This is a genomic window from Enterobacter sp. MALB-1, from assembly GCF_041021625.1.
Lineage (GTDB): Bacteria > Pseudomonadota > Gammaproteobacteria > Enterobacterales > Enterobacteriaceae > Enterobacter > Enterobacter oligotrophicus.
The window spans coordinates 3,184,826-3,210,915 of the sequence record NZ_JBDPJL010000001.1 but is presented as its reverse complement, the minus strand read 5'-3'; the positions used below and the strand labels follow the sequence as shown (position 1 = coordinate 3,210,915).

23 protein-coding genes are annotated in these 26,090 nt (G+C 59.4%); 14 read left to right on the top strand and 9 right to left on the bottom strand.

The features are described from left to right. Window positions 1-5: 5 nt before the first annotated feature. Window positions 6-218 carry an MbtH family NRPS accessory protein gene (locus ABGB15_RS15385; RefSeq protein ID WP_215722811.1) on the top strand — a complete coding sequence of 71 codons (213 nt, stop codon included), beginning with the start codon at window positions 6-8 and terminating at the stop codon, window positions 216-218. Continuing rightward, a complete protein-coding gene (entF, locus tag ABGB15_RS15380; protein WP_215722812.1) occupies window positions 215-4,072 on the top strand; it encodes an enterobactin non-ribosomal peptide synthetase EntF in 3,858 nt (1,285 codons plus the stop codon). Before ABGB15_RS15385 ends, entF begins: the two co-directional genes overlap by 4 nt. Before the next feature lie 80 nt (window positions 4,073-4,152). Here entF and fepC read toward each other — a convergent pair whose 3' ends face one another. From fepC to fepD, 3 genes are read right to left on the bottom strand one after another with little or no spacing between them, the layout of a single operon-like run. Next, complete coding sequence (gene fepC, locus ABGB15_RS15375; protein WP_215722813.1) at window positions 4,153-4,947, bottom strand: iron-enterobactin ABC transporter ATP-binding protein; 795 nt, start codon at window positions 4,945-4,947, stop codon at window positions 4,153-4,155. Next, a complete protein-coding gene (fepG, locus tag ABGB15_RS15370) occupies window positions 4,944-5,933 on the bottom strand; it encodes an iron-enterobactin ABC transporter permease (protein ID WP_369064275.1) in 990 nt (329 codons plus the stop codon). Before fepG ends, fepC begins: the two co-directional genes overlap by 4 nt. Beyond that, window positions 5,933-6,937 carry a Fe(3+)-siderophore ABC transporter permease gene (fepD, locus tag ABGB15_RS15365; protein WP_313326809.1) on the bottom strand — a complete coding sequence of 335 codons (1,005 nt, stop codon included), beginning with the start codon at window positions 6,935-6,937 and terminating at the stop codon, window positions 5,933-5,935. The genes fepG and fepD overlap by 1 nt, the downstream gene beginning before the upstream one ends. 111 nt (window positions 6,938-7,048) lie before the next feature. Here fepD and entS point away from each other — a divergent pair, with 111 nt between their 5' ends. Next, entirely contained in the window at window positions 7,049-8,287 is a 1,239-nt protein-coding gene (entS, locus tag ABGB15_RS15360; RefSeq protein WP_152083796.1) for an enterobactin transporter EntS, read from the top strand. A 77-nt stretch (window positions 8,288-8,364) separates the two neighbouring features. Here the strand turns inward: entS and fepB are convergent, their stop codons facing one another. Then, a complete protein-coding gene (gene fepB, locus ABGB15_RS15355) occupies window positions 8,365-9,324 on the bottom strand; it encodes a Fe2+-enterobactin ABC transporter substrate-binding protein (protein ID WP_215722815.1) in 960 nt (319 codons plus the stop codon). A gap of 187 nt (window positions 9,325-9,511) precedes the next feature. On the opposite strand from fepB, the gene entC reads away from it, so the two are divergent. The 7 genes from entC to ABGB15_RS15320 all read left to right on the top strand — a co-directional run bounded on the left by entC (window position 9,512) and on the right by ABGB15_RS15320 (window position 16,949). After that, entirely contained in the window at window positions 9,512-10,687 is a 1,176-nt protein-coding gene (gene entC, locus ABGB15_RS15350) for an isochorismate synthase EntC (protein ID WP_215722816.1), read from the top strand. A gap of 9 nt (window positions 10,688-10,696) precedes the next feature. After that, window positions 10,697-12,307 carry a (2,3-dihydroxybenzoyl)adenylate synthase EntE gene (gene entE, locus ABGB15_RS15345; protein ID WP_215722817.1) on the top strand — a complete coding sequence of 537 codons (1,611 nt, stop codon included), beginning with the start codon at window positions 10,697-10,699 and terminating at the stop codon, window positions 12,305-12,307. A 10-nt stretch (window positions 12,308-12,317) separates the two neighbouring features. Next, window positions 12,318-13,172, top strand: coding sequence for an isochorismatase (locus ABGB15_RS15340; protein ID WP_215722818.1), 855 nt, complete (start codon window positions 12,318-12,320; stop codon window positions 13,170-13,172). Next, window positions 13,172-13,927, top strand: coding sequence for a 2,3-dihydro-2,3-dihydroxybenzoate dehydrogenase EntA (gene entA / locus ABGB15_RS15335; protein WP_152083801.1), 756 nt, complete (start codon window positions 13,172-13,174; stop codon window positions 13,925-13,927). The genes ABGB15_RS15340 and entA overlap by 1 nt, the downstream gene beginning before the upstream one ends. Further along, entirely contained in the window at window positions 13,928-14,341 is a 414-nt protein-coding gene (gene entH / locus ABGB15_RS15330; protein WP_152083802.1) for a proofreading thioesterase EntH, read from the top strand. Window positions 14,342-14,542: 201 nt separating this feature from the next. Further along, window positions 14,543-16,648, top strand: coding sequence for a pyruvate/proton symporter CstA (gene cstA, locus ABGB15_RS15325; protein WP_215722819.1), 2,106 nt, complete (start codon window positions 14,543-14,545; stop codon window positions 16,646-16,648). Between the two features lie 103 nt (window positions 16,649-16,751). After that, a complete protein-coding gene (locus ABGB15_RS15320; RefSeq protein ID WP_006809671.1) occupies window positions 16,752-16,949 on the top strand; it encodes a YbdD/YjiX family protein in 198 nt (65 codons plus the stop codon). On the opposite strand, the gene ABGB15_RS15315 is transcribed toward ABGB15_RS15320, so the two are convergent. The 4 genes from ABGB15_RS15315 to ABGB15_RS15300 form a co-directional block, all read right to left on the bottom strand. Next, on the bottom strand, window positions 16,946-17,350 hold the full coding sequence (locus ABGB15_RS15315; RefSeq protein ID WP_152083804.1) for a helix-turn-helix domain-containing protein: 405 nt from the start codon (window positions 17,348-17,350) through the stop codon (window positions 16,946-16,948). The genes ABGB15_RS15320 and ABGB15_RS15315 overlap by 4 nt on opposite strands. After that, window positions 17,322-17,627: a type II toxin-antitoxin system RelE/ParE family toxin gene (locus tag ABGB15_RS15310; protein ID WP_215722820.1), complete on the bottom strand. Its 306-nt coding sequence runs from the start codon at window positions 17,625-17,627 to the stop codon at window positions 17,322-17,324. Before ABGB15_RS15310 ends, ABGB15_RS15315 begins: the two co-directional genes overlap by 29 nt. 184 nt (window positions 17,628-17,811) lie before the next feature. Next, window positions 17,812-18,555, bottom strand: a complete 744-nt coding sequence (locus ABGB15_RS15305) for an SDR family NAD(P)-dependent oxidoreductase (protein WP_152083806.1) — start codon at window positions 18,553-18,555, stop codon at window positions 17,812-17,814. A 56-nt stretch (window positions 18,556-18,611) separates the two neighbouring features. Beyond that, on the bottom strand, window positions 18,612-19,700 hold the full coding sequence (locus tag ABGB15_RS15300; protein WP_215722821.1) for an oxidoreductase: 1,089 nt from the start codon (window positions 19,698-19,700) through the stop codon (window positions 18,612-18,614). A gap of 160 nt (window positions 19,701-19,860) precedes the next feature. Here ABGB15_RS15300 and ABGB15_RS15295 point away from each other — a divergent pair, with 160 nt between their 5' ends. The 4 genes from ABGB15_RS15295 (at window position 19,861) to ABGB15_RS15280 (ending at window position 24,765) form a co-directional block, all read left to right on the top strand. After that, window positions 19,861-21,363: a sugar ABC transporter ATP-binding protein gene (locus ABGB15_RS15295; protein WP_215722851.1), complete on the top strand. Its 1,503-nt coding sequence runs from the start codon at window positions 19,861-19,863 to the stop codon at window positions 21,361-21,363. After that, complete coding sequence (locus tag ABGB15_RS15290) at window positions 21,360-22,355, top strand: ABC transporter permease (protein WP_215722822.1); 996 nt, start codon at window positions 21,360-21,362, stop codon at window positions 22,353-22,355. The genes ABGB15_RS15295 and ABGB15_RS15290 overlap by 4 nt, the downstream gene beginning before the upstream one ends. 20 nt (window positions 22,356-22,375) lie before the next feature. Next, complete coding sequence (locus tag ABGB15_RS15285) at window positions 22,376-23,440, top strand: sugar ABC transporter substrate-binding protein (RefSeq protein WP_215722823.1); 1,065 nt, start codon at window positions 22,376-22,378, stop codon at window positions 23,438-23,440. Between the two features lie 83 nt (window positions 23,441-23,523). Further along, window positions 23,524-24,765, top strand: coding sequence for an LVIVD repeat-containing protein (locus ABGB15_RS15280; protein WP_215722824.1), 1,242 nt, complete (start codon window positions 23,524-23,526; stop codon window positions 24,763-24,765). Window positions 24,766-24,827: 62 nt separating this feature from the next. Here the strand turns inward: ABGB15_RS15280 and mtnK are convergent, their stop codons facing one another. Continuing rightward, window positions 24,828-26,027 (bottom strand): S-methyl-5-thioribose kinase, encoded by a 1,200-nt coding sequence (gene mtnK, locus ABGB15_RS15275; RefSeq protein ID WP_215722825.1) that lies wholly within the window; start codon window positions 26,025-26,027, stop codon window positions 24,828-24,830. Window positions 26,028-26,090 lie beyond the last annotated feature (63 nt).

Sequence of the window (26,090 nt, the reverse complement as noted above, 5' to 3'; positions counted from 1 at the left end):
TCTGTATGGAATTCAGCAATCCTTTCGATAATCCGCAGGGACAGTTCGCCATTTTGCAAAACGACCAGGGGCAGTACAGCCTGTGGCCGCAGCAGTGCGAACTGCCCGCGGGCTGGCGCGTGGTGTGCGAACCGCAATCTCAGGAAGCGTGCCAGCAGTGGCTGGCGGAACACTGGCAAACGCTTGAACCGTCTTACTTTGCGGAGGAAAACGCATGAACCGTCTTCCTCTCGTCGCCGCCCAGCCGGGTATCTGGATGGCGGAACAGCTTTCCTCGCTGCCAAACGCCTGGAGCGTGGCGCACTATACCGAACTGAAAGGCGATATCGACGCGCCGCTGCTGGCAAAAGCGATTGTTGCGGGCATGATGCAGGCCGATACCCTGCGCACACGCTTTACGGAAGATAACGGCGAGGTGTGGCAGTGGGTGGATGAGTCCATCACTCTGCCGGAGCCGTCAATCGTTCGCGCCGACACACACGACGACGCCGTGGCACTGATGGAAGCCGATCTCAACCAGAACCTGCGTGTCGACAGCGGCCAGCCGCTGGCATTTCACCAGTTGATTCGGGTGGGCGAGCGTCGCTGGTACTGGTATCAGCGTTATCATCATTTACTGGTGGATGGCTTCAGTTTTCCGGCGATTACCCGCCAGATCGCTGCCATTTACAGCGCATGGAAAAAGGGTGAACCTGCACCTGAATCGCCGTTTACACCGTTTGCCGACGTGGTGGAAGAGTACCAGCGCTATCGCGACAGCGAAGCGTATCAGCGCGACGGCGCATTCTGGGCAGAACAGCGCAGGCAGCTTCCGCCACCCGTATCGCTCTCGTCCGCGCCGTTGCCAGGGCGTGCAGCAACCACCGATATCTTGCGCCTGAAAGTGACTGCCGACAGCCGCGCCTTCAGCCAGCTTGCACAGGCCGCAGGGCCGGTTCAGCGTACCGATCTGGCGCTTGCGCTGGTGGCGCTGTGGCTTGGCCGTCTTACCGGTCGGCTGGACTATGCCGCCGGGTTTATCTTTATGCGTCGCTTGGGGTCAGCGGCGTTAACCGCAACCGGGCCGGTGCTCAACGTGTTGCCGCTGGCGGTGAATATCGCCCCGCAGGAGAGCCTGCCGGCGCTGGCGTTGCGTTTGTCCAGCCAGTTGAAAAAAATGCGCCGCCATCAGCGTTACGACGCTGAGCAGATCGTGCGTGACAGCGGGCGTGCCGCAGGCGATGAAGCGTTGTTCGGGCCAGTACTGAACGTCAAAGTCTTCGATTATCAGCTGGATATCGACGGTGTGGACGCCATCACCCATACGCTGGCAACGGGGCCGGTTAACGACCTTGAGCTGGCGCTGTTCCCGGACGAGCAGGGCGGTTTGAGCATTGAAATCCTTGCTAACAAACAGCGTTACGATGACGCGACGCTCACCCGCCACGTTGCGCGTCTGAACGCGATGCTGACGCAGTTTGCAGCGAACCCGGACCTGCGCTGTGGGGAGGTGGAAACCGTTTCTGAGCAGGAATACCAGCAGCTTGCCCGCATCAACGACACCGGGCTGGCGTTACCGTCCACCACGCTGGCGGAGCAGGTAGCGGAACAGGCGCGCAATACGCCGGACGCCCCTGCGCTGGCCGATGCACATATCGAACTGAACTACCGCCAGATGCGTGAGCAGGTGGTCGCACTGGCAAACGTGCTGCGTGAGCGCGGCGTGAAGCCGGGCGACAGCGTGGCGGTCGCTCTGCCGCGCTCGGTGTTCCTGACGCTGGCGCTGCATGGCATCGTGGAAGCCGGGGCCGCATGGCTGCCGCTGGACACCGGTTACCCGGACGATCGTCTGCGGATGATGCTGGAAGACGCAAAACCGTCTCTGCTCATTACTACCGATGAACAGCTTCCGCGCTTTAGCGATCTGCCCGTAACGACGTTTAGTTACAACACACTATTACCTGCAACGGACGGTGAGCCGCTGCACCTGGCGAAGCCAGAGCAGACCGCGTACATCATCTTTACCTCTGGCTCGACAGGTCGTCCGAAAGGGGTGATGGTCGGGCATACCGCTATCGTTAACCGCCTGAAGTGGATGCAGGATCACTATCCGCTTGACGCGAGCGACGTGGTGGCGCAGAAAACGCCGTGCAGCTTTGACGTATCGGTATGGGAATTCTGGTGGCCGTTTATCGCCGGGGCGAAGCTGGTGATGGCCGAGCCGGACGCACACCGCGATCCGCAGGCGATGCAGAGCTTCTTTGCGCAATACGGCGTCACCACCACCCACTTTGTGCCGTCAATGCTGGCAGCGTTTGTTGCCTCGCTGACGCCGGGAAATGCCGACTGCTGCAAAACGTTGAAACAAGTGTTCTGCAGCGGTGAAGCGCTCCCGACCGAACTGTGCCGTGAGTGGGAGCAACTGACCCACGCGCCGCTGCATAACCTCTATGGCCCAACGGAAGCCGCGGTAGATGTGAGCTGGTATCCGGCGTTTGGCCCGGAACTGGCGGCGGTTACAGGCAACAGCGTGCCAATCGGCTTCCCTGTGTGGAACACGGGACTGCGCATTCTGGATGCGATGATGCGACCGGTGCCGTTCGGCGTGGCGGGGGATCTCTATCTCACCGGCATTCAGCTGGCGCAGGGGTATCTGGGACGCCCGGATCTCACGGCGAGCCGCTTTATTGCCGACCCGTTCGCGCCCGGCGAGCGGATGTACCGCACCGGCGACGTTGCCCGCTGGCTGGATAACGGCGCGGTGGAGTATTTAGGCCGCAGCGACGATCAACTGAAAATTCGCGGCCAGCGCATTGAGCTGGGCGAAATCGATCGGGCAATGCTTTCGCTGCCGGATGTGGCTCAGGCCGTGGCACACGCCTGCGTGTTTAACCAGGCGGCGGCCACGGGTGGGGATGCCCGTCAACTGGTGGGATACGTTGTCTCCGAATCCGGTTTACCGCTGGATCGCGATGCGCTGCTGGCTTCCCTGAGAGCACAACTGCCGCCGCACATGGTGCCGGTGGTGCTGCTGCAAATTAACGCGCTGCCGTTAAGCGCTAATGGTAAGCTCGACCGCAAGGCGCTGCCGCTGCCGGAGCTGACCAGCAAAACCTCAGGGCGCGCGCCGGAAAGTGAAACCGAAATAGCCGTGGCGCAGGCGTTCGCCGCGTTGCTGGGCTGCGAGGTGAACGATATCGACGCCGATTTCTTTGCCCTCGGTGGACATTCGCTGCTGGCGATGCGCCTGGCCGCACAGCTCAGCCGTGCGTTTGACCGCAAAGTGACGCCGGGGCAAATTATGGTGGCGTCGACGGTCGGCAAGCTCAGCGCGTTGATGGATTCGCAGATGAGCGATGAGCAGGCTCAGCGTCTGGGTTACGAGACGATCCTACCGCTGCGCGAAAGCGACGGCCCGACGCTGTTCTGCTTCCACCCGGCATCCGGCTTTGCGTGGCAGTTTAGCGTGCTGGCGCGCTACCTCAGCCCGCGCTGGTCGATTACCGGTATTCAGTCACCGCGCCCGGCGGGGCCGATGCAGCAGTGTGCGGATCTGGATGGTGTGATCGCGCACCATCTGAATACGTTGCGCGCACAACAACCGCATGGCCCGTATTATCTGTTCGGCTATTCACTCGGCGGCACGCTGGCGCAGGGTATTGCCGCGCGTCTGCGCGAGCAGGGTGAAGCGGTGGCGTTCCTCGGCCTGCTGGATACCTGGCCGCCGGAAACGCAGAACTGGGCGGAGAAAGAGGCCAACGGCCTTGACCCGGAAGTGCTGGCCGAAATCGAACGCGAACGCCAGGCGTTTATCGCCGCGCAGCAGGGGCAGGGCTCCGGCGAGCTGTTTAACGCCATTGAAGGCAACTACGCCGATGCGGTGCGGTTACTTACCACGGCGCACAGCTCGCGCTTCGACGGCAAAGCAACGCTGTTTGTCGCCGAGCGCACGCGAACGATGGACCCGCAGCAGGCCTGGGCTCCGTGGGTGGGGGAGCTGGAGGTTTACAGCCAGGATTGCGCCCACGTGGATATTATCTCGCCGCAGGCGTTTGAGAAGATAGGGCCGGTGTTGAAGGGGATTTTGGGATAGTGAAAATGCCCGGTGGCGCTGCGCTTACCGGGCCTACACGTCGAACGTAGGCCGGGTAAGGCGAAGCCGCCACCCGGCAATTACCGCCGACCCAACGGCACCACCAGCGGCGTATCCGCCACCGGATCGTCAATAATCATGCAGCGCATACCGTAGATCCGCTCGATCAGCTCCGGCGTCACAATCGCTTTCGGCGCGCCCTGCGCCACAATCTCACCGTCCCGCAGCGCAATCAGATGCGTGGCGTAGCGGCAGGCCTGATTCAAATCATGCAGCACCGCCGCCAGCGTATACCCCTGCGTGCGGTTCAGTTCGCTCAGCAGCTCCAGCAGGTCAATCTGGTGGCTGATATCCAGCCAGGTTGTCGGCTCATCCAGCAGCATGATGGAGGTTTCCTGCGCCAGCACCATCGCGATCCATGCCCGCTGGCGCTGCCCGCCGGAGAGGGTGTCCACGCTTTGCTGTGCGAGATCGGTAATGCCCGTCGCCTGCATCGCCCGATTCACCGCCTCGTCGTCCTCTTTGCGCCAGCGGGTAAACAGCGGCTGGTGCGGGTAGCGCCCGCGCGAGACCAGCTCCTGCACCGTAATGTCGCCCGGCGTGGTGGCATTTTGCGCCAGCAGCCCAATGCGGCGTGCCACCTCTTTGCTGGCAAAGCGCTGGATCTGCTCGCCGTCGAGATACACGCAACCCTCAACCGGCGTCATCAGACGGCTGAGGGTGCGCAGCAGGGTCGATTTGCCGCAACCGTTCGGGCCGATAATCGCCGTAAAGTGACCATCCGGGATTGCCACGCTTAAATCGCGGGCAATGATTTTTTTGCCGTAGCCGAGGGTTAAGTTTTTGCCGCGCAAGCGGGATGCTGTGTCTGTCATTTCTTGCGTGACTCCTGAACGAGCAACACGATGAGGTAAATCCCGCCGAGGCTGACGGTTACTACGCCCACCGGAAGTTGATAAGGCATAAACAGCTGCTGGGCGCAGAGATCGGCGGCCAGCAACAACAACGCACCGCACAGCGCCGCCTGGGTTAAGCCCCAGCGTGCCGTGCCGCTGAGACGCCGCGCAATGTGCGGTGCCACCAGCGCGATAAATGAGATCGGCCCGGCAATGGCGGTAGCGGCGGCTGTCAGTAATACCGCCACCAGCATCAACATCAGGCGCGAGCGCTCAACGCCGACGCCCAGCGCACAGGCGCTGTCATCACCCATTTCCAGCAGGCGCATGCGGCGCACCAGCAGCAGCGCGCCAACCAACATCAGTAAAATGAGCGGGGCAGCAGGCCAGGTTTTGCCCCACGTCAGGCCGTTCAGTGAACCGGCATACCACAGCCCGGCGGAGAGTGCGGTTTCAAGCGAGGCCTGCAGTAACAGCCAGGTGTTAAAGGCCATTAGCATGGCGCGCACACCGATACCGATGATGATCAGGCGGAAGGTGTCGATACCGTTGCGCCAGGCCAGCAGCCAGATAATCAACGAAGTTAAAATGCCGCCAGTCATTGCCGTAAAGGTAATTGCCGTCAGGTGCTGACCGAACAGCACCATCGCCACCAGTACGCCGCTCCAGGCCCCCGTGTTGAGGCCCATCACGTCCGGGCTGCCGAGCGGGTTGCGCATCAGCGACTGGAAAATCGCACCGCTGACGCCGAGGGCCGCACCGACCAGAATCGCCATCGCCACACGCGGCAGCCGCCATTCCGTCACCACCAGGGTGATATTGCGCGGCGCGCTGCCGAGCAGGGCATTAAAGACCTGGGCAGAATCGAGCGTTACCGCGCCGCTGCGCAGACTCCAGACCGCCAGCAGCACAATGGCGGCAATCAGCAGGGACACGCTGGTCACTAAACGACGGGACGGGGCCATCATGCGCTACCTCCGCGTTTACGCCGCACCAGGAAGATCAGCACCGGTGCGCCAATAAAGGCGCTCACCACCGACACGCGCAGTTCACCGGGCACCAAAAGACGGCCCAGCACATCGGCAAACAGCAGCAGGGCAGGTGTTGCCAGCAGCGTGACGGGCAATGACCAGCGGTGATCGGCCCCTACCAGCCAGCGCGCCATATGCGGCATCATCAGGCCGATAAAGGCAATCGGGCCGACCACCGCCGTCGCGCTACCGCACAGGACGGTGATCGCGAGAAGACCCATCAACTGCGTGCGTGCCACGCGGTTGCCGAGCGCGGTAGCGGTGTCGCTGCCGAGGCTCAGGCTGTTCAGCGCGCGGCTTAAAAACAGCACCACGACGGCGGCGATAATCACCGGAACAATAACCACTTTTAAGGTTTCGAGTGTGCGGATATCCAGCGAACCGGCCTGCCAGAAGCGCAGTTGATCGTAGACATCCGGGTTAAGCAGAGCGATGCCGTTCGATAGTCCTTCCAGCACCGCCGCGAGCGCAACACCTGCAAGCGTCAGACGTACCGGGCTGAGCTGTCCACCGCCCTGGCTGCCGGTAAAGGCCACCACCAGCGACGCCGCCAGCGCGCCGCAAAAGGCCATCACCAGTTGTTCAGACGGAGAGGTGAAACCAAACAGTGCCGCGCCTAGCACAATGGCGAAACTGGCACCAGAGTTCACGCCGAGAATGCCAGGGTCCGCCAGCGGGTTGCGGGTGAGGGTTTGCATCAGGGCACCGGCAAGCCCGAGCGCACCACCGGCCAGCAGGCCAGCAAGGGTTCGCGGCAGACGAGCATCCAGCACGATGATGCAGTCGGCACTCTGGCAGGTACCGGAGAGCGCATCGACAATAACGGATGCGGGCAGCGGTTTCGCGCCGACCAGCAGGCTGAGTGCAATCGCAAGGATCAACAGTAGCAACAACACGGGTACGGCAATGGCACGCACCCTGGAGGAGGAAAACGACATAGCAACATCCATGATGTGATAATGATATTAATTATCGTTATCTATCTTATTTGGCTATGTTAGCATGTGCGCCCATGAAATTGGTAGATCGTTAGACCTCAAGGCCTTGTCATGAATCAAAAATCCTGGCTGCTCAACCTCAGCCTGTTGAAAACGCACCCGGCGTTTCGAGCGGTTTTTATCGCTCGTTTTATCTCCATTTTATCCCTCGGTCTGCTTGGTGTTGCCGTACCGGTGCAGATCCAGACCATGACCCACTCCAGCTGGCTGGTGGGGCTATCCGTCACCCTGACCGGCGGGGCGATGTTTGTCGGGCTGATGGTGGGCGGCGTGCTGGCAGACCGATACGAGCGTAAAAAGCTGATCCTGCTGGCGCGTGGCACCTGCGGCGTGGGTTTTGTCGGGCTGTGTCTGAACGCGATGCTGCCGGAGCCATCATTAATTGCGATTTATGCCCTGGGGCTGTGGGACGGCTTTTTTGCTTCACTCGGTGTGACGGCGTTGCTGGCAGCCACACCTGCGCTGGTCGGGCGTGAAAACCTGATGCAGGCAGGGGCGATTACCATGCTTACCGTCCGTCTGGGCTCGGTGATTTCACCGATGGTTGGCGGTCTGCTGCTGGCGACCGGCAACGTGGCGTGGAACTACGGACTGGCGGCGGCGGGGACCTTTATCACCACCTTAACGCTGCTGCGTCTGCCGCTGCTTCCACCGCCCCCGCAGCCGCGCGAGCATCCGCTCAAGTCGCTGATGGCCGCCATTCGTTTTCTGTTCAGCAATCCACTGATTGGCGGCATTGCGCTGCTCGGCGGTCTGTTGACCATGGCGAGCGCCGTGCGCGTGCTTTACCCGGCGCTGGCGGGGGAGTGGCAGATGAGCGCTTCAGAGATTGGCGTGCTGTATGCTGCCATTCCGCTTGGCGCGGCGTGCGGAGCGCTGACCAGCGGCAACCTGGCGCAGAGCGCTCGTCCTGGCCTTATCATGCTGGTAGCGACGCTGGCCTCGTTTATCGCCATTGGGTTCTTCAGCCTGATGCCTGTGTGGGCGCTGGGCGTGATCTGCCTGGTGATCTTCGGCTGGTTGAGCGCCATCAGTTCTCTGCTGCAATACACCCTGATCCAGACCCAGACTCCGGAAGGGATGCTCGGTCGCATTAACGGCCTGTGGACGGCGCAGAACGTAACGGGCGATGCGATTGGCGCGGCGATCCTCGGCGGGCTGGGGGCAATCATGACGCCGGTGGCGTCGGCGAGCAGCAGCGGGTTTGTGCTGGCGATTATTGGCGTAATTTTATTAATGTCGTTGGCAGAATTGCGCCGATTCAGGCAGGAGAGTGTGTTGACCTTGTAGGTCGGGTAAGGCGTAGCCGCCACCCGACAAAACGCCCGGTGGCGCTGCGCTTACCGGGCCTACGTGGAACGTGCCACTTATTTAAAAATTGTATTTAAACGCTGCAACACCAGCATCGCGCTGTAATAATCCAGGCGGAACGTCTCGGTTCCTAATGCCCAGACGCGCTTGTTCTGCACCGCCGGCAGGTGTGCCAGAAGTGGATTGGCGTAGATCGCATCCACGTCTTTTTGATCGCCGGCAAACAGGAACAGCCCTTCACCGTTTAGCCCGGTCGCCAGATTTTCCCCGCCTAACTGAATAATGTCGTGACGCTTGCCCTGGCTTTGTGAGGTGTTCATGCCAGCAGGCAGCTCAGCCAGCGTAAAGCCGAGTTGATGCAGCAGCTTGCCCTGTGCCGATTCCGCCGTCCACAGGTTGGCGCTGTGTGCGGCGGCAGTATAGACAATTGCGTTGACCGGCTGTGGCGGCAGCGTCATCTGCTGTTTTACCTGAGCGAGTTGTTTATCGAATGCGGCAATACGTTCAGCGGCCTGTTTTTCCTGACCGGTAATTGTCCCCAACTGTTTCAGCAGTTCCTGCCAGCTTTTATCGTCATAGTTGATGATAAGCGTCGGGGCGATGGCCGAAAGTTGATCGTAGAGCGCCAGTGCGGAATCCCCGCCTGTGGCGCTGATCAAAATCAGGTCCGGCATCTGCGCGGCCACCGCTTCGGCGCTCGGCTCGCCAATGTACAGACGCGCGAGCTTACGCTGCTTCGCGATGTCGCCCCACTGGCGCAGGAAGCCCTGGGCATCGGCTACCCGGTTATTTGGCGTGGTGGCACCGCTGGCGACCACCGGCGCGTCGATTGCCAGCAAGGAACCGGTTAACGTCACGCTGGTGGAGACAATGCGCGTCGGTTTGCTTTCAAGCGTGTGAACCCCACGGCTGTCGGTGACCTGACGGGGCCAGTCAGCGGCGGTGGCTGAGGTTAGTCCTAAAACAAAAAGTCCTGTTAAAAGAAGGGCATTACGGCAAACGGCGGGAAGTTTCACAGAGCGGCATCCTGTTTTTGTTGAAGTTAATGCTTCTCATTTTCATGATTGCAGTGAAGGGATGCAAGCAATAGTCGCACAAGTTGTTTGCTCTGCGGTTGACACCGGGGCGCTGTAAGATTAGGTTAGCCGTCGAAAATATAAATGATAATCATTATTACTGCTTTTATCATTTTAGGAGGATGATATGGATACGTCATTGGCTGAGGACATCCAGCACACCGCGACCACGCTGCAATCAGACAGCTTTTTCTTTATGTCGCCCTATCGCAGTTTTACCACGTCAGGCTGTTTTACCCGCTTCTCTGAATCCGCCGTTGGCGGTGACGATCCGGCTGGACATTTCCAGCAAAAATTAGCCCAGGCTTTCCAGAACGCAAAGGCCAGCGGCATTGCCCATCCGATTATGGTGGGTGCGATTCCGTTCGATACCCGCAAACCGTCGTCCCTGTTTATTCCCCAAAGCTGGCAGACCTTTTCTCGCCCGGCGCGTCAGCAGTCCGCACGTTATGTGGCGGGCGCACAGGCGCTGAATGTCGAAAAACGTACCGAGATCCCGCCACAGCCTGTTTTTGAAGAGATGGTTGCGCGTGCCGCCGCGCTTACCGCGACGCCGAAGGTGAACAAAGTGGTGCTGTCGCGTCTGATTGATATCGAGACCGACAAAACCATTGATAGCGGTGCGCTGCTGGAACGTCTGATCGCTCAGAACCCGGCAAGTTTTAACTTCCACGTGCCGCTGGAAGACGGTGGTGTGCTGCTGGGCGCAAGCCCGGAACTGCTGCTGCGCAAAGAGGGCGCGCACTTTAGCTCGCTGCCGCTGGCAGGCTCTGCGCGGCGTCAGCCGGACGATGTGCTGGACCGTGAAGCAGGCAACAAGCTGCTGGCATCCGAAAAAGACCGCCACGAGCACGACCTGGTGACGCAGGCGATGAAAACCATTCTGGGGCCGCGCAGCCATCATCTGAGCATGCCTGCCTCTCCGCAGCTGATCACCACGCCGACGCTGTGGCACCTGGCGACGCCGGTAGAAGGTGAGGCGCGTGAAAACGAGAACGCTCTCACGCTGGCCTGCCTGCTGCACCCGACGCCAGCCCTGAGCGGCTTCCCGCATCAGGCGGCGAAACAGCTGATTGCCGAGCTGGAGCCGTTCGACCGCGAACTGTTCGGCGGCATTGTCGGCTGGTGTGACAGCGAAGGTAACGGTGAGTGGGTGGTGACCATACGCTGTGCGCGCCTGCATGAAAACAGTGTTCGCCTGTTTGCGGGTGCAGGCATTGTGCCCGCCTCCTCCCCGGTGGGCGAGTGGCGCGAAACTGGCGTAAAACTCTCCACCATGCTGAACGTCTTTGGTTTGCATTAAGGAATACTCATGACCATTCCCTTTACCCGTTGGCCTGAGGACTTTGCCCGACGCTACCGTGAAAAAGGCTACTGGCAGGATCGGCCGCTGACCCACATCCTGACGGATCATGCGGATAACGATGCCGTGGCGATTATCGACGGCGAGCGGCACATCACGTACCGCGCGTTTCATCAGGCGGTGAACAACCTGGCGTCAGCACTGCAGGCGCAGGGTATCCATCGCGGTGAGACGGCGCTGGTGCAGCTTGGCAACGTGGCTGAATTTTACATTACCTTCTTCGCCCTGTTGCAAATCGGTGTTGCGCCAGTCAACGCGCTTTTCAGCCACCAGCGCAGCGAACTGAATGCCTATGCCACGCAGATTAAACCCGCACTGCTGATTGCCGACCGCGAGCACACGCTGTTTGCGGGCGATGATTTCCTCAATCGCTTTGTGGATGAACACCGCTCGGTGCGCGTTGTGCTGCTGCGCGGCGACAAGGGTGAACATGCCCTGGACGCGGCAATTGCTCGTCCGGCGGATAATTTCATCCCGAACCCGACGCCTGCCGACGAAGTGGCGTTTTTCCAGCTCTCTGGCGGCAGCACCGGCACGCCGAAGCTGATCCCGCGCACGCACAACGACTACGACTACAGCATTCGTCGCAGCAACGAGATTTGCGGTATTACCGCTGACACCCGTTATCTGAATGCGCTGCCCGCCGCGCATAACTACGCCATGAGTTCGCCGGGATCGCTGGGGATTTTCACGGCAGGCGGTTGCGTGGTGCTGGCGAACGATCCGAGCGCCACGCTTTGCTTCCCGCTGATTGAAAAGCATCAGATCAACGTGACGTCTCTGGTGCCACCGGCAGTCAGCCTGTGGCTGCAGGCGATTGCTGAAGGCGCGGGGAATGGTCAGCTCAAATCCCTGAAGCTGTTGCAGGTGGGCGGCGCACGTCTGTCCGCTACGCTCGCCGCCCGTATTCCGGCAGAGATTGGCTGCCAGCTTCAGCAGGTGTTCGGCATGGCGGAAGGGCTGGTGAACTACACCGCGCTCGACGACACGCCAGAACGCATTATGAATACTCAGGGCCGCCCAATGTGCCCGGACGATGAAGTGTGGGTGGCGGATGAGAACGGTAATCCGCTCCCGCGCGGGGAAGTGGGCCGCTTAATGACGCGTGGGCCGTACACCTTCCGCGGCTATTTCAACAGCCCGGAACATAACGCCAGTGCTTTCGATGCAGACGGTTTCTACTGCTCTGGCGATCTTATCGCCATCGACGAGCAGGGCTACATCACCGTGCAGGGACGCGAGAAAGATCAGATCAACCGTGGCGGCGAGAAGATCGCCGCAGAAGAGATCGAAAACCTGCTGTTGCGCCACGAATCGGTGATCCACGCCGCGCTGGTGAGCATGGAAGACAGCCTGCTGGGTGAAAAGAGCTGCGCGTATCTGGTGGTGAAACAGCCCCTGCGCGCGGTGGAGGTTCGTCGCTTCCTGCGGGAACAGGGCGTTGCCGAATTCAAACTGCCGGACCGCGTGGAGAGCGTTGATGCGCTTCCGTTAACGCCCGTCGGCAAAGTCGATAAAAAACAGTTGCGCCTGTGGCTTGCTGAACGCGCCCAGGGCTGAGGAACAGAGTATGGCCATTCCAAAATTAACCGCTTACGCACTGCCAACCGCCGCAGACCTGCCGACCAATAAGGTGAACTGGGCGTTTGAGCCAGAACGCGCCGCGCTGTTGATTCATGATATGCAGGAGTACTTCCTGAACTTCTGGGGTGAAAACAGCACGATGATGCAGCAGGTGGTGGCGAATATCGCCAAACTGCGTGCGTACTGCAAAGAACACAATATTCCGGTGTATTACACCGCCCAGCCGAAAGAGCAGAGCGATGAAGACCGTGCGCTGCTGAACGACATGTGGGGGCCGGGCCTGACCCGTTCGCCGGAACAACAGCGTATCGTGGCTGAACTGACGCCGGACGAAGCGGACACGGTGCTGGTGAAGTGGCGCTACAGCGCGTTCCACCGCTCGCCGCTGGAGCAGATGCTAAAAGAGACCGGCCGCAACCAGCTGTTGATCACTGGCGTTTACGCGCACATTGGTTGCATGACCACCGCAACCGATGCGTTTATGCGTGATATCAAGCCGTTCTTTATTGCCGACGCGTTGGCCGATTTCACCCGCGACGAGCACCTGATGTCGCTGAAATACGTGGCAGGGCGCTCTGGCCGCGTGGTGATGACCGACGATCTGCTGCCGTCCATTCCGGTATCGAAAGCGGAATTGCGTGAAATCGTCCTGCCGCTGCTGGACGAATCCGATGAGCCGATGGATGACGAAAACCTGATTGATTACGGTCTGGACTCGGTGCGCATGATGGCGCTGGCGGCGCGCTGGCGCAAAGTGCATGGCGATATCGATTTTGTGATGCTGGCAAAAAATCCGACCATTGACGCCTGGTGGGCGCTGCTTTCCCGTGAGGTGAAGTGATGGCCGGATTCGATTTTACCGGCAAAACCGTCTGGGTGACGGGTGCAGGTAAGGGCATTGGTTACGCCACGGCGCTGGCGTTTACCGAGGCGGGTGCGCAGGTGACCGGGTTCGACCTGGCGTTCCCGCAGGACGATTATCCGTTTGCCACCGAAACGCTGAACGTGGCGGACGCCGCGCAGGTAAACGAGGTTTGTGGGCGTTTGCTGGCAACGCTTGAGCGCCTGGATGTGCTGGTCAATGCCGCCGGTATCCTGCGTATGGGCGCAACCGATCAGCTCTCGCAGGAGGACTGGCAGCAGACGTTTGAGGTTAACGTCGGTGGGGCGTTTAACCTGTTCCAGCAGACGATGGGCCAGTTCCGCCGTCAGCAGGGCGGGGCGATTGTGACGGTGGCCTCTGACGCGGCCCACACGCCGCGCATTGGCATGAGCGCTTATGGTGCCTCGAAAGCGGCGCTGAAAAGCCTGGCGTTGACCGTCGGGCTGGAGCTGGCGGGCAGCGGCGTGCGCTGTAATCTGGTATCGCCGGGTTCAACAGACACCGATATGCAGCGCACCCTGTGGAAAAGCGATGATGCGGAACAGCTGCGTATTCGCGGCTTTGGCGAGCAGTTTAAGCTCGGCATTCCGCTGGGAAAAATTGCCCGTCCGCAGGAGATTGCCAGCACGGTGCTGTTCCTTGCGTCCGATGCCGCCAGCCACATTACCCTGCAGGATATTGTGGTGGACGGCGGTTCCACGCTGGGGGCGTAAATGATCTGGAAACGACATTTATCCCTCGACGAACTGAACGCCACCAGCCTGAATACGATGGTGGCGCACCTGGGCATCGTCTATACCCGCATCGGTGATGACACGCTGGAAGCGGAAATGCCGGTGGATACGCGTACCCATCAGCCGTTTGGCCTCCTGCATGGCGGGGCGTCTGCCGCCCTGGCGGAAACGCTCGGTTCGATGGCTGGTTTTCTGATGACCCGCGACGGGCAAAGCGTGGTGGGAACGGAGCTGAACGCGACGCACCACCGTGCGGTGTCGCAGGGCAAGGTGCGCGGGGTGTGTCAGCCGCTGCATCTGGGGCGCTCCAGCCAGAGCTGGGAGATCGTGGTCTTCGACGAACAGGGACGGCGGTGCTGTACCTGTCGGTTGAGTACGATGGTATTGGGGTAGAACGTGCCAGATTGCCGGGTGGTGCTGCGCTTACCCGGCCTACAAAACCAAAGTGTGAGTCCGGGAAGTGATCGGCTTAACACTGTGGTGTAAATGTCTGGTTTGACCACACATTATTGCGTTTCAAAGTTGTTAAATTTTATCCGTTGTTCTAGAAACAAAATGTAACATCTCACTGTTTCACGACAACGGATAACCATTATGAACAACTCAGGGAAATACCTTACATGGGCAGTGCTCTCGGTTGTGGGAGCATTTGCCCTGGGCTACATCGCCCTCAACCGGGGGGAGCAGATCAATGCGCTCTGGATCGTCGTTGCCTCCGTCTGCATTTATCTGATCGCATACCGTTTTTATGGCCGCTATATTGCCAGAAATGTGCTGGGCGTTGACAGTACGCGCATGACGCCCGCCGTGCGTCATAACGACGGGCTGGACTACGTGCCGACGGATAAAAAAGTGCTGTTTGGTCACCACTTTGCGGCCATTGCCGGGGCAGGCCCGCTGGTGGGGCCGGTGCTGGCCGCGCAGATGGGCTATCTGCCGGGAATGATCTGGCTTCTTGCTGGCGTGGTGCTGGCAGGGGCTGTGCAGGACTTTATGGTGCTGTTCGTCTCAACTCGCCGCGACGGGCGTTCGCTCGGTGAGCTGGTGAGAGAGGAGATGGGGGCGACCGCCGGGGTGATTGCGCTGGTGGCGACCTTTATGATTATGGTCATCATCCTTGCGGTGCTGGCGATGATCGTGGTGAAAGCACTGACCCACAGTCCGTGGGGAACTTACACCGTCGCCTTTACCATTCCGCTGGCGCTGTTTATGGGGATCTACATTCGCTATCTGCGTCCGGGACGCATAGGCGAAGTGTCGGTGATTGGCCTGGTATTCCTGGTCTTTGCCATTATCTCCGGCGGCTGGGTGGCGGAAAGCCCGACCTGGGCCCCGTGGTTTGACTTTACCGGCGTACAGTTGACCTGGATGCTGGTAGGGTACGGTTTTGTGGCGGCGGTGCTGCCCGTGTGGCTGCTGCTGGCCCCGCGTGATTACCTTTCCACTTTCCTGAAAATCGGCACTATTGTCGGGCTGGCCATCGGCATTCTGATTATGCGCCCGACGCTGACCATGCCTGCGCTGACCAAATTCGTTGACGGTACTGGCCCGGTCTGGACCGGTAACCTGTTCCCGTTCCTCTTTATCACCATCGCCTGTGGTGCGGTGTCGGGTTTCCACGCGCTGATCGCCTCCGGTACGACACCGAAGATGCTGGCCAATGAAAATCAGGCCTGCCTGATTGGTTACGGCGGGATGCTGATGGAGTCCTTCGTGGCGATTATGGCGCTGGTCTCTGCCTGTGTTATCGATCCGGGCGTGTATTTTGCGATGAACAGTCCGATGGCGGTGCTGGCTCCGGCCGGAACCGTTGACGTAGTGGCATCGGCTGCACAGGTTGTGAGCGGCTGGGGCTTTAGCATCACGCCTGAAACCCTAACGCATATCGCCAGTGAAGTGGGCGAGCAGTCGATTATCTCGCGTGCGGGCGGTGCGCCGACGCTGGCTGTGGGCATGGCGTATATTCTGCACGGTGCGCTGGGCGGGCTGATGGACGTGTCGTTCTGGTATCACTTCGCCATTCTGTTTGAAGCACTGTTTATCCTGACGGCGGTGGATGCGGGTACGCGTGCGGCGCGCTTTATGCTGCAGGATCTGCTCGGCGTGATCTCCCCGAACCTGAAACGTACCGATTCCTTACCCGCGAACCTGCTGGCAACGGCGCTGTGCGTGCTGGCGTGGGGCTACTTCCTGCACCAGGGCGTGGTTGATCCGCTGGGCGGGATTAATACTCTGTGGCCGCTGTTCGGCATCGCCAACCAGATGCTGGCAGGAATGGCGCTGATGCTTTGTGCCGTGGTGCTGTTTAAAATGAAGCGTCAGCGTTATGCGTGGGTGGCGTTAGTACCAACCGCATGGCTGCTGATATGTACGCTGACCGCAGGCTGGCAGAAAGCGTTCAGCCCGGATGCGAAAGTGGGCTTCCTGGCCATCGCCAACAAGTTCCAGGCGATGATCGACAGCGGGGCTATTCCGCCGCAGTACACGGAATCTCAGCTGTCGCAACTGGTGTTTAACAACCGTCTGGATGCCGGACTGACCATCTTCTTTATGGTGGTGGTCGTGGTGCTGGCGTTGTATTCTCTGAAGTCTGCACTGGCGGCGCTGAAAGAAGACAAGCCGACGGCGAAAGAGACACCGTATGAGCCAATGCCTGAGAACCTGGAAGAGATTGTGACCCAGGCGAAAGGGGCGCATTAACCTGTTTGCCGGGTGGCGGCTTCGCCTTACCCGGCCTACATTCCTTATCCCCCTCTCCCTGTGGGAGAGGGCCGGGGTGAGGGAAACAAACGAGAAATGACCTATGTTCGACACCCTCTCCAAAGCAGGTAAGTACCTCGGCCAGGCCGCCAAAATGATGATTGGCGTGCCGGATTACGACAACTACGTCGAGCATATGCGCGTCAACCACCCGGACCAGACGCCAATGACCTACGAAGAATTTTTCCGTGACCGCCAGGATGCCCGCTACGGCGGCAAGGGCGGGGCGAAGTGCTGTTAACCCTCTTTCGGCAGATAGAGGCTGATCTGTTCCTGTTTACAGCCGTAAATCGCCGCCAGCTTTTCGCGGGTGCGTTTTTGCGGGCGAGAGTCCAGCGCTTCCAGCTGTGACACGGCGGACTGGCTGATACCGAGTTTGTCTGCCACCTCCTGCTGGGATAACCCGCGCAGGATACGCCAGGCGGCCTGCAGGCTGACGTTCTGCCAGGTCATGATGCTGCACACTTCGCCGGGCAATTCCACGTTATCCAGGCTATCGTGTTCGACCTCAATATCCTCCAGGTCATCGTCGGTTTCGTCGTCAATTTCTGCCATCTGTAAAAGCATACGAAAATATTCGTGATAGGGAATAACGACGTACTGCGTTTTCCCGTTATCGTCCTTGATTAGCTGTACAGCCATAGTTGGCACTCTCCTCATGCAGGTAAGTTGTTGAAGTTCTGCGCTTGACGGCCAAAACATAACAATGGTCATCGGGATCGTCCCGAAGCGTATAGATGATGCGGTAATCGCCAACGCGTAGCCGGAAATGATTTTCTGTCGTCGATATTTTTTTGATATCGGGCCGGGGAGCCGAGCGGTCATCCAGCTCGGAGAGCTTTATCTCAATGCGGCGCTGATACCGCTCGTCAATTCTGGAAAATGCCTTTTTGGCACCATTGGACCAGACAATCTTCATCCGTACCTCCACTGTACGCCCACACAAAATATAAGGGAATAATAAGACTATTAGATAAATTCCGAATTTCTAATGGGGGTACTGTAGAGCGGATAAAAAGCGCGAGAAAGCAGCAAAACGCGAACCGTCTAGGCGGCTCGAAATGGCCTCTGCCGGGAAGCAGAGGCTTGCAGAAAATATGCGATCAGGCGTTCAAACCGCCGTCAACGTCCAGCCCCGTGCCGGAGATCTGCCCGGCGGCCGGGCTTGCGAGGAACGTCACCGCTGCAGCGATATCTTCCGGCTGGCCGTAATGACCCACGGCAATCATCTGGCGCTGGGCTTCAGCCTGTTCGCCATCCTCCGGATTCATATCGCTGTTTGTCGGACCCGGATGCACAAGGTTAACGGTAATACCGCGTGGGCCCAGATCGCGCGCCAGACCACGGGTGAGAGAGTTGAGGGCCGATTTGGTCATCGAATAGACGGCAATGCCCGGCATCGCCACACGGTTTGCCAGACAACTGCCGATGTTAATAATCCGTCCGCCGTCAGACATATGCACCAGTGCTTCCTGGATGGCGATCACCACGCCGCGAATATTAACGTTGATAAGGGCGTCGATATCCGCCAGCGTCATGGATTCCAGCGGGCCACCGCGCGCAATGCCGGCGTTGTTGACCAGAATATCCAGCCCGCCGAGGGTACGTGCCGCCTGCGTGACGGCATCCTGGATGGCCTGCGCACTGGCACTGTCGGCCTGTATGGCCTCGCTTTTACGCCCAAGTGCCGTTATCTCGTCGGCGACCATCCTGGCTTTATCTGCGGATTTTTCATACGTAATAACCACATCGGCACCGGCGCGTGCCAGCGACAGTGCAATGGCACGACCCAACCCACGGCTGGCACCGGTAACCAGCGCCTTCTTACCTGTTAAATCGATCTGCATGATGACCTCGTTGCGAGAGTGATGAGAATCATCATTAGGTATAGACGGTGGGGAGATTAACGGTTGAAGGATTCCACCTTCTCAAACGCGGCACGCAAAACTTCAGGCGTTAGCTCAACCGGCAAGTAGTGAATCGACTCCACCGGGCGCAGGGTGTGGGTAATCACCTTGTCCACGTCTTCACGGTTGTCGATGTCGACGTCCAGCTCGCGAAGCCGGGTCGGCAGGTTAAAGCGCTGATACGCGGCCACCAGCTGTGCCAGCACGTCGTCCTGGCCGAGCAGAGCGCTTTGCACCAGGATGCCGTAGGCTACTTTGGTGCCGTGCAGGTATTTTTCGGTTTGCGGCAGTACGGTTAACCCGTTGTGCACAGCATGCGCCGCCGCCACGCGGGTGTAGCGCTCGCCCAGACCGCCCACCATACCGCCTCCGGCGATAATCGCATCCACCACATCCCTGAATGCCTGTGTCGCTTCGCCACGCTGCTGGTCAGCCAGCGCTTCCTCGCTGCGTTCGAGCAGCACATCACGGATCGCCAGCGCACCGTTGATCCCAAGACGCACCGTCAGCGGCAGGTTTTCAGGTTCTGGAGCCAGTACGACTGCTTCGTACCATTTCGCCAGCGTATCGCCGATCCCTGCCAGCAGATACTCCGCCGGGGCGTTAAGGATGATTTGCGGCTCCACCAGCACCAGGAAGTTAGCGTCGTCGAAAATCTCGAACTGCAATGCCTGACCGGCATCGTTATACCAGACGGAGAGCGGCGTCCATGCCGCGCAGGTGGCGGCAATGGTTGGGATAGCGACAACCGGTACGCCCAGGCGACGCGCCACCGCTTTGGCGGTATCGAGCAGCGCACCGCCACCAACACCGATAACCACACTGGCATCACTGCCGGATTCGTTCACCAGATGAGTGACGTCGCGCTCGCTGCAGTGGCCCTTAAACAGCAGATGTTTTGCCCCCGGTGCGTTAAAGCTCTCCGGGAGGAAAGGCCGCGCGCCTTCGATTGCACGCTCGCCATAAATCCATACCGCGCGGGAAAGTTGGTCCGAAGTGAAGAAATCATTCAGACGCGCCAGGCTGCCGGGATGAGAGAAGTAGTTCGCCGGGCCAGGCACGACGCGGATATCGGTGTTGCTCATGATGTTGTCCTTTTTTAGCAAGCGCTAACCCGATGTTATGTCTGGACATCCGGATGGCTAATAATATTTTGCTTTATCTTATGCCTTTTCCGTTGTTGTCAGTCAACCGGAGCTGTGAAAAATTCGATAAATCAGAAGAGTAATGAAGGATTTAACGCAGATGGTTTCCAGTCGCCTTGAAATGCGTGGTATCAGCCTGGCCTTTTCCGGCTTTCAGGCATTATCGCGCGTGGACTTCACGTTGACCGGCGGCACCGTACACGCGCTGACCGGGGCGAACGGCGCGGGGAAATCGACGCTGATGGCGGTGCTGTGTGGCACGCACGATCACTATGAAGGTGAAATTTGCATTAATAACCAGCCGGTGGCGATCCGCGAGCCGCTCGATGCCAAACGGCTGGGTATTCACCTGGTGCAGCAGGAAGTGGACGTGGCACTTGTGCCGGGTTTAAGCATCGCTGAAAACATTATGCTCGATCAGCTGGCGCAGCCGGGGCACCACTACAACTGGCGCGCTGTACGCCAGCAGGCAAGACAGGCGCTGGCACAACTGGATGTCTCCCTTGACGTTCGCCGTGCCATCGATAGCTGTACGCTGGCCGAAAAGCAGCAGATTTTGCTGGCACGGGCGCTGTCGCACCATTGCCGTTTTTTAATTCTCGATGAGCCGACCGCGCCGCTGGATGCACACGAAAGCGAACGCCTGTTTACCGTGGTAAAACGCCTGCAACAGCAGGGCATCGGCGTGGTGTTTATCTCTCACCGTATCCACGAGCTGAAAGCCATCTGCGACACCTTAACGGTGCTGCGTGACGGCAAGCTGATTGAGTCCGGCCCGATGGCGGATCTCAGCGGCGAAGAGATTGTCGAGAAAATGCTCGGCCATGAGCTGAACGACATCTATCCCCCTGCGCGACCGCCGCACAGCGAAGAGACACTGCTGCGGATGGAAGGGCTGCACGACGACGCGCTGCTGAAAGATATCTCACTGCACCTGCGCAAAGGCGAAATTCTTGGCATTGCCGGGCTGGCGGGGGCAGGGAAAACCGAACTTTGTAAGGCGCTGTTTGGTGCCAGCAAAAGTCGCGTGGAACGCGGTGAGCTGAATCATCGGCCCTGGAAACCGCGCGACCCGGCGGACTCGGTGCTGCGCGGGCTGGCGCTGGTGCCGGAAGAAAGGCGCAAAGAGGGTATTTTTATTGATGAACCGGTGAGCATGAACCTGGCGGTGGCGGCGGATAACACCTTTTCGCGCTGGAGCCTCTTCGGCCATCGGCAGGCGTGGCGCTGGGCGGAAGAGGTGATTGCCCGCGTCGGTGTGCGTGCGCGGGGGCCGGGGCAGGTGCTGCGTCGGCTTTCTGGCGGTAACCAGCAGAAGATCGCCATCGGAAAGTGGTTGCGAAACGACGCCAGCGTGTTGATTTTCGACGAGCCGACCAAAGGCGTGGACGTGAAAGCCAAAACCGATCTGTTCCAGCTGATCGACGGCCTGGCGCGCGAGGGCAAAGGGGTGATTTACGCCTCCGGCGAATTTGCTGAACTGGTCGGGCTGTGCGACCGCATCTGCGTATTGTGGGACGGACGCATCGTGGCGGAAATCGCCGGGGCCGAAGCCCGTGAAGAGACATTACTTTATTATTCAACCGGAGGAACGGCGTCGTGAGCAAGGCCCTTTCAGTGACGGCGGCGGAGTCTGGCCGTCAGCAAATTTTCGATTTTCTCTACAAGTGGGGCATGTTGCTGACCGTCGTCGCGCTGGTGGCCGTCTTTGGCCTGGCGTCGGACAACTTCCTCGATCCGAACAACATCATCAACATTCTGCGCTCGATTGCCATCGTGACGGTGATTGCCATCGGCGTGTCGATCTCCCTGACCATTGGCGGGTTTGACCTTTCTGTGGGATCAACCGCGTCGCTGGCGAATGCGCTGGTGATTTCGCTTTTCGTCTGGCACGGCTTTGGCACCACCGAATCAATTCTGATCACTCTCGTGCTCTGCACGCTGGTGGGGCTGTTTAACGCGTTTCTGATTGTCGTTCTGCGTATTCCGGACATGCTCGCGACGCTTGCCAGCCTGTTTGTGATCCAGGGCGTGGCGATGACCTACAGCTACGGCGGCTCGATTACCGAGAACATGGTACTGCCAAGCGGCGACATGGCGGAAGGCACCATTCCGGCGGCGTTCAGCCTGCTGGGGCAGGTGCCGACCATTGTTGTCATCATGCTGGTGGTGACCATTGTGGCGCAGCTTGGACTCTCGCTGACGACCCACGGTCGCCGCATGTATGCCATCGGCGGTAATCCGGAAGCGGCGCGGCTTTCTGGCATTCGTACCACGCGTTACAAGGTGGCAGCCTACGTGATTGCTTCGCTGCTGGCGGGGCTGGGAGGCATTTTGCTGGCCTCGCGCATCGGTTCGTCGCAGGTGAATGCGGGCGGTGGCTATCTGATGGACGCGGTGGCAGCGGCGTGGATTGGCTTCTCGCTGGCCGGTTCCGGTAAACCGAACGCACTGGGCACGCTGGTGGGGGCGGTCATTCTCGGTGTGCTGTCGAACGGGCTGGTGATGCTCTCCGTGCCGTATTACGCCATGGACATTATAAAAGGGCTGGTGCTCGCGGTGGCGCTGGCCATTACCTACATACAAAAACGCTGACAACACAACGGGATATAAAAATGAAAAAGATTGCACTCTCTTTGATGACACTGGGGTTACTCACTTCTCTGCCGGGCTTAGCGGCTACCCCCGCACCGGTTCCGGCCGCCATTGCAAACCACGACGGTCCAATCCGCATCGCGGTGATCCGTAACCTCGGCTCTGATGACAACACCACGCAGTTTGTTGCAGGGGCGATTCAGGAAGGGAAGAAGCTCGGCTTTAAAGTCAGCACCTTTTTAAGCAACGGCGACGATGCCAAATTCCAGGACTTCGTGAACCAGGCGATCAGCCAGAAATACGACGGGATTATTCTTTCTCAGGGACGCGATCCGTACTCCACTGCGCTGGTAAAGAAAGCGGTGGATGCCGGGATTAAAGTCGCTGTCTTTGATACTGCCGTGAACGGCGAGATCCCCGGCGTAACCGTGACCCAGCAGGACGACGCTTCCCTGACCAATCTCTCCTTCGGCCAGCTGGCAAAAGATTTCAACGGCAAGGCGAATATTGTGAAGCTGTGGGTTGCGGGCTTCCCGCCGATGGAGCGCCGTCAGGCGGCCTATAAAGAACTGCAAAAACAGTACCCGGACATCAAAGAGCTGGAGTCCATCGGGGCGGTTTCTTCTGACGTGCAGGGCGATACCGCCAACAAAGTCGGCGCGATCCTGGCGAAATACCCGAAAGGTAAAATTGACGCCATCTGGGGAACCTGGGATGCCTTCAGCCAGGGAGCCTATAAAGCGCTGAAAGAGAATGGTCGCACGGAAATTAAACTCTACAGCATCGACATCTCCAACCAGGATCTGCAGCTGATGCGCGAGCCGGGCAGCCCGTGGAAGGTGAGCGTGGCGGTAGATCCGAAACTGATTGGCGCGACCAACGTGCGTCTGATTGCGAACAAGATTGCCGGTGAAACCACGCCTGCGACCTACGATTTCAAAGCGGCAGCGATTCCGCAGGCGCTGCTGACGGCGCAGCCTGGCGCGGTGAACGTGGCGTCTCTGGGGAAAATTATTCCAGGCTGGGGCCAGACGGAAGATTTCATTGCCCCGTGGTTTGCGACGCTCGAAGCCAGGTCAAAATAATGCCCGGTGGCGCTTCGCTTACCGGGCCTACGGTGTTGTAGGCCGCATAAGGCGCAGCCGCCATCCGGCGAAAGGAATCCACTATGTCTGCATTACCTCAACCCGAATACAGCCGCAATATGCGGCTGATTGGTCATAGCGATCAGGGCGGTCGCCCGGACGGCGTACAGCTGATGGTGCACCGCGGCTTTGCATATATCGGCCATATGGTGTCGCAGGGCTTTTCGATTGTGGACGTGCGCGACCCGAAAAAGCCAAAAGCGGCAGGCTATGTGCCCGCGCCGCCGGGCACCTGGAACGTGCACCTTCAGGCGCACGATGACCTGCTGCTGGTGATTAACGCCCGCGATCTGTTTGCCGATGCCCGCTTTGCTGACGAAAAGGTTTACTACACCCGTCAGGTGGGGGAGACCGTCAGCGACGTGCAGGATAAAGGCTGGAGCGCCGGGCTGCGGGTGTTTGATATCTCCACGCCCGAAAAGCCGCGTGAAATCAGCTTCCTGTCCCTGAACGGTATTGGCATTCACCGTATCTGGTACGTGGGCGGGCGCTGGGCGTATGTATCAGCGCTGATCGACGGTTTTACCGACTACATCTTCCTGACCATCGATCTGGCTGACCCGCGTAAACCCGAAGTGGCGGGGCGCTGGTGGCTGCCGGGGATGAACCAGGCCGAAGGCGAAAACCCAACGTGGCCGGACGGCAAACGCTACGCGCTGCACCACGCGATTATCGCAGGTGATACCGCTTACGGCAGCTGGCGCGACGGCGGGTTGACGCTGCTGGATGTGAAAGACAGAACCCAGCCGAAGCTGATTAGCCACCGCAACTGGAGCCCGCCGTTTGGCGGCGGCACGCACACCGCGCTGCCGCTGCCGGACCGCGATCTGCTGGTGGTGCTGGACGAAGCGGTGCTGGATAACCAGCAGGACGGCGAGAAGCTGATCTGGCTGTTTGATATCCGCGAGCCGTCGAATCCGGTGAGCATTTCCACCTTCCCGCAGCCGGATGAAATCGACTACGTGGCGAAAGGGGCGCATTTTGGCCCGCACAACCTGCATGAGAACCGGCCAGGAAGTTTTATTAGCTCAACGCTGATTTTTGCCACGTACCAGAATGCGGGCGTGCGCGCGTATGACATTTCTAATCCGTATCGCCCGGTGGAAACCGGTGCGCTGGTGCCCGCCGCGCCGGAGAGAATGATGGATACGCGGCCCAATCGCCCGCAGGTGATCCAGTCTTGCGACGTGTTTGTGGATGCGCAGGGGATTATTTACAGCACGGATTATAACGGCGGGCTGTCGGTGATTGAGTATTTGGGGTGAGTGCGGTTTGATGCCCTCACCCCGACCCTCTCCCACGGGGAGAGGGAGAAAACCAAAAGCACTTAGCTATACTGCCGCACTCGCGCCACCAGCTCTTCTGCGCTGTCGATACGGTCGGCAATGACAATGAGCGCTTTACCGAGCGTAATCGCGTGGCGCAGGCATTCGTGGCGCATCGCCTCATCCTGAATGCTGTCGATGTCCGCCACGTGCGACAGCCCGACGCTGCGGCGAATCAGCTCGGTACCGCAGAAACCGATGGTATCTTTCCAGACTTTTTTCAGGAATTCAGAGGCATAGCCTGGCGCGCTGAGTGCGGCATCACGCGTTTTTTCGTTCGCCAGCGCCTGGAAGCGCTCCGCAAAGGTATTCCACAGTTCCTGGATATCGGCCAGACGCTGTTCGCGGGCGGCAGCGGCATCGCGGATGCCCAGGTGCCCCGGCAGGCCGCAGAAGTTAAGCAGCAGGTTGCCGATGGCGGTGCCCACGTCAAAGCCAACCGGACCAAAGTAGCCGAACTCGGCGTCGATGGCTTTCAGGCTGTTTTCGGCCACAAAAATCGAGCCGCTGTGAATATCGCCGTGCAGCAGCGCTTCCGCCTGGGAGAAGAACCGGTGCTTCAGAGAGGCCACGGCAATTTTTAGCTGGGCGTCGTCGCGCAGGGCGGCTACGTCGTTTTCCAGCTCTGCCGGGTAGTTGTTGCGCGCGTGGATCTGGTAGGGATCGTTGAAGAACAGATCTTCGGTGATCTCACACATCTCCGGATTAATGAATTTCGCGACCTGCGCTTTTTTCTCGTGCGGGTGCAGGTAAAAATCGCTGGTGTGGAACAGCGTGTGGGCGAGGTATTCACCCAGTTGTCGCGCTGCCTGCGGGTAATAATTATTTTTGATAAGCTCGCCGCGCCAGATGCGATGGCTGGAGAGATCTTCCATTACCATCACCGCCAGCGCCGGGTCGAAGTGGTGGATTTTCACCGTGTGCTGCGGGCTGTGCTGGTAGTGCTCAACGAGGGTTTGTGCCTCAAGACGCGCGCGGTCCAGCGTCAGCGGCCAGGACTCGCCAACGCAGCGCACGTAGGGCAACGCCTGCTTGACGATGATGCGGCTCACGCCTGCGCTGTCGAAAATTTTAAACACCAGATTGAGGTTACCGTCGCCCACTTCCTGCGCCTCCACCAGCGATGAAGGGTCATCAAGGCCGCCAAACTGCTTTGCATACTCCACGGCGTCCTGGGCGGTAAAGGTACGGTATTGCGACATTGCCTGTTCCTCATTGGTTTTGCTAATAAAGACATGTAGACGTCTATACATCTGGATTTCATC